3 protein-coding genes are annotated in these 2660 nt (G+C 70.9%); all 3 read right to left on the bottom strand.

Features of this window, described 5'->3' with window-relative positions:
- On the bottom strand, window positions 1-897 hold an 897-nt coding region (locus Q4I23_RS32040; RefSeq protein ID WP_498528914.1), incomplete at its 3' end, for a glycosyltransferase family 2 protein.
- Complete coding sequence (locus tag Q4I23_RS32045) at window positions 897-1925, bottom strand: glycosyltransferase (RefSeq protein WP_498528915.1); 1029 nt, start codon at window positions 1923-1925, stop codon at window positions 897-899. The genes Q4I23_RS32040 and Q4I23_RS32045, both read right to left, overlap by 1 nt.
- Window positions 1926-1954: 29 nt before the next feature.
- Window positions 1955-2635 carry an alginate O-acetyltransferase AlgX-related protein gene (locus Q4I23_RS32050; RefSeq protein ID WP_498528916.1) on the bottom strand — a complete coding sequence of 227 codons (681 nt, stop codon included), beginning with the start codon at window positions 2633-2635 and terminating at the stop codon, window positions 1955-1957.
- Window positions 2636-2660 lie beyond the last annotated feature (25 nt).

Here is a 2660-nt window from a genome sequence, read left to right on the forward strand (position 1 = left end):
GCGATAGCTGTTATAGTCTCGTGGGCTCGGAGATGTGTATAAGAGACAGGTCTTGGACAGGTGCAGCCAACGGCGGTAGGCGTCCTCGCTCACGGGCGCGCGGTGCTTCAGGCCGATGCGGAGGATCTCCGGCAGGGCCAGCAGGACCTTCAGATCGGTCAGCCGCGGGCCGTGGCGCAGGTTCTTCCAGCTGTTGCCGATCCAGCTCCGCGCGAAGCGCCAGGGCAGCAGGCCGGCGGGGCAGCGGGCCACCTCGCGGATCAGGTCGTTGCGGTGGTTGTAGAAACGCTCCAGCCCCGGCTTTCGGCCCTTTTCGCTCTTGTCGTGATGGACCATGATTCCAGGCAGCGCGACCACTCGGTGGCCGGCGCCGATCAGCCGCAGGCAGCGGTCCTTCTCCTCCCCCTGGCGGTACAACTCCGGCATGTAGAGGCCGACGGCGGCGACCGCGCGGCGGCGCAGCAGATGACCGCAGCCGACGTACCAGGGCGCGTCGAAGGGGTCGGCCTGCGGCGGGAAATAGACCAGCCCGTCGCGCGTCTCGATGTTGCAGGCCACCGCTGCCACGTCCGCGTGCGTCTCCATGTGGGCCACCGCGCGGGCGAGGCCGTCCGGCTCGGCGAACCAGGAATCGTCGTCCACCGACAGCACGTAATCGCCCGCCGTGTTCACGAAGCCGAAGTTGCGGGCGTAGATCAGCCCGGCGTTGTGCGGCAGCCGGACGTAGCGGACGGTGGGGAACTCCCCCCGCACCATGGCGTCGGTGCCGTCCGTGGACCCGTCGTCCACCACCAGGATCTCCGCGACGGGGTGCGTCTGGGCGAGCAGGCGGGACAGCGCGGTGCGAAGCTCCGGCGCGCGGTTGAAGGTGGCGATGACGGCGCTGACGGTGGGCATCAGGCGACCTCGCTGGAGGAGGACGAGGCGGTGCGCGGCCGCTCGGGCAGGGGCAGCCGGACCGGCGGGCGCTTCAGCTCCTCCGGATACTCGTCGCGCAGGCCGGACAGGTAGCTGTCCAGGAAGACCCGCAGGCCACGGAAGTCCCGGTTCACCAGATAATGGGCGGTGTATTTGGCGATCATGCGCGGGATCACTCCGGCTTTCTCGTAGTTGGCGTGGATGTAACCCATGTTGCGGAAGAAATGCGGCGCCCGGTCGGCCCGCATCGTCTCCACCGTGCCCAGCCGACCGCCCAGCACCTTGTGCTCCGTCCGCGACATGCCGGGATGGATGTGCAGGGCCTTCACCGCCGTGCCGACCTTCAGCCCGGCGCGGCGCGCGCGCAGGGTGAACTCGTACTCGTCGCCCCAGATGAACATCTCGCGCTTCACGTTGCCGATCCGCTCGAACACCGCCCGCCCGATCAGCGTGCCGTTGAACAGGGCGATGGTGCCCGGCGCCAACCCGTCGACCGCGCGGGCCATCAGGCTGTCCGGGTCGCGGGTCCCCTGCATGGGGAAGGCCAGGGTGGAGCGGTCCTCGGCCGCCAGCACCAGCGGACCGACCATGGACAGGCCGTGGTGCCGCGCCTGGACCAGCAGTTCGGCCAGCGCGCCGGGCTGCGGAATGCCGTCGTCGTCGGTGCTCCAGATCCAGCGGGCGCCGAGACCGAGCGCCGTCTCGAAGGCGGTGTGGTAGGCGCCGGCGGACCCGCAGTTGGCCTGCCGCACCACGACCAGCGCGTCGTCCCACTCCTCCGCCTGAGCGGCCAGCCACTCCGGCGTGCCGTCGCTGGAGCCGCTGTCCACCACCACCAGCCGCTCCGGCCGCGGGTGCTGGCCGAGGATCGCCGCGACGCAGGTGGCCAGAAGCGGCAGGCGGTTGTGGGTGACGACGATCGCCACGACGCCGTGGGCCACGTCCGCCGGGACGCTGTTTGCGACGTCCGCCGGGACGCTGTTTGCCGAAAATTGGTCCTGAGCCATGGCTGGGCGGTTCCTCCTGGTCCTGTCCATCAGTCGGTTTGGGTGCGCGTGGGGGTGCAGTCGCCCTGGCCCGGCCAGCAGGGCAGGATGGCGACGTCGGGTGAGGGATCGGTGGCGCCGGACAGCACGCCCAGCCGCCCCAGCGTGCGGGCGACCGTCCGTGCCGCGTAGAGCTGCCCTTCCAGCCCCCAGCGGCTGCCGTTGGGCGCGTAGAGGTCGCGCACCCCGCCGGCGGCCAGCGCCGTCAGGCCGGAGGCCAGCGGCACCGCCTGGAGCGTCGGATCGGCGGCCATGACCTCATCCACCGCGGACCGCTGAGGCGGCGGATCGAGCAGGAAATCGGCGTAGACCGTTCCCTTGTCCGGCGCGACCAGCAGCAGGAAGCGCGTCGCCCCGTTGGCCTCCACCGCGTCCTGGATCGCGTGCAGCCCGGCGCGGCGCTCCTCCAGCAGGCGGTGGTCGGCGCGCCAGGGCTGGAAATCCTCCGCGCGGAAGAGGGTGGTCGTCGCGGCGGCGGAGCTGAACAGGCCCGCATAGGCCAGGGACCGCTCCTCCACCGGGCCACCGGTCACGTTCAGCAGCGCGCGCGGCAGCGCCTTGACCAGCAGGTCGAGCGCGTGGCCGACCGGCGGCGGGTTCCAGGCCTGGGCGCGTGTGCGCTCCAGGGACCGTGGCTGGCGGTTTAGGGGCTGGACCTGTCTCTTATACACATCTCCGAGCCCACGAGACTATAAC

It is taken from the genome of Azospirillum sp. UFLA03-27 (assembly GCF_059803775.1).

Coding starts and splice junctions, on each gene's coding strand:
- Q4I23_RS32045 (WP_498528915.1), bottom strand. CDS start 1,925: ATGGCTCAGGACCAATTTTCGGCAAACAGCGTCCCGGCGGACGTCGCA.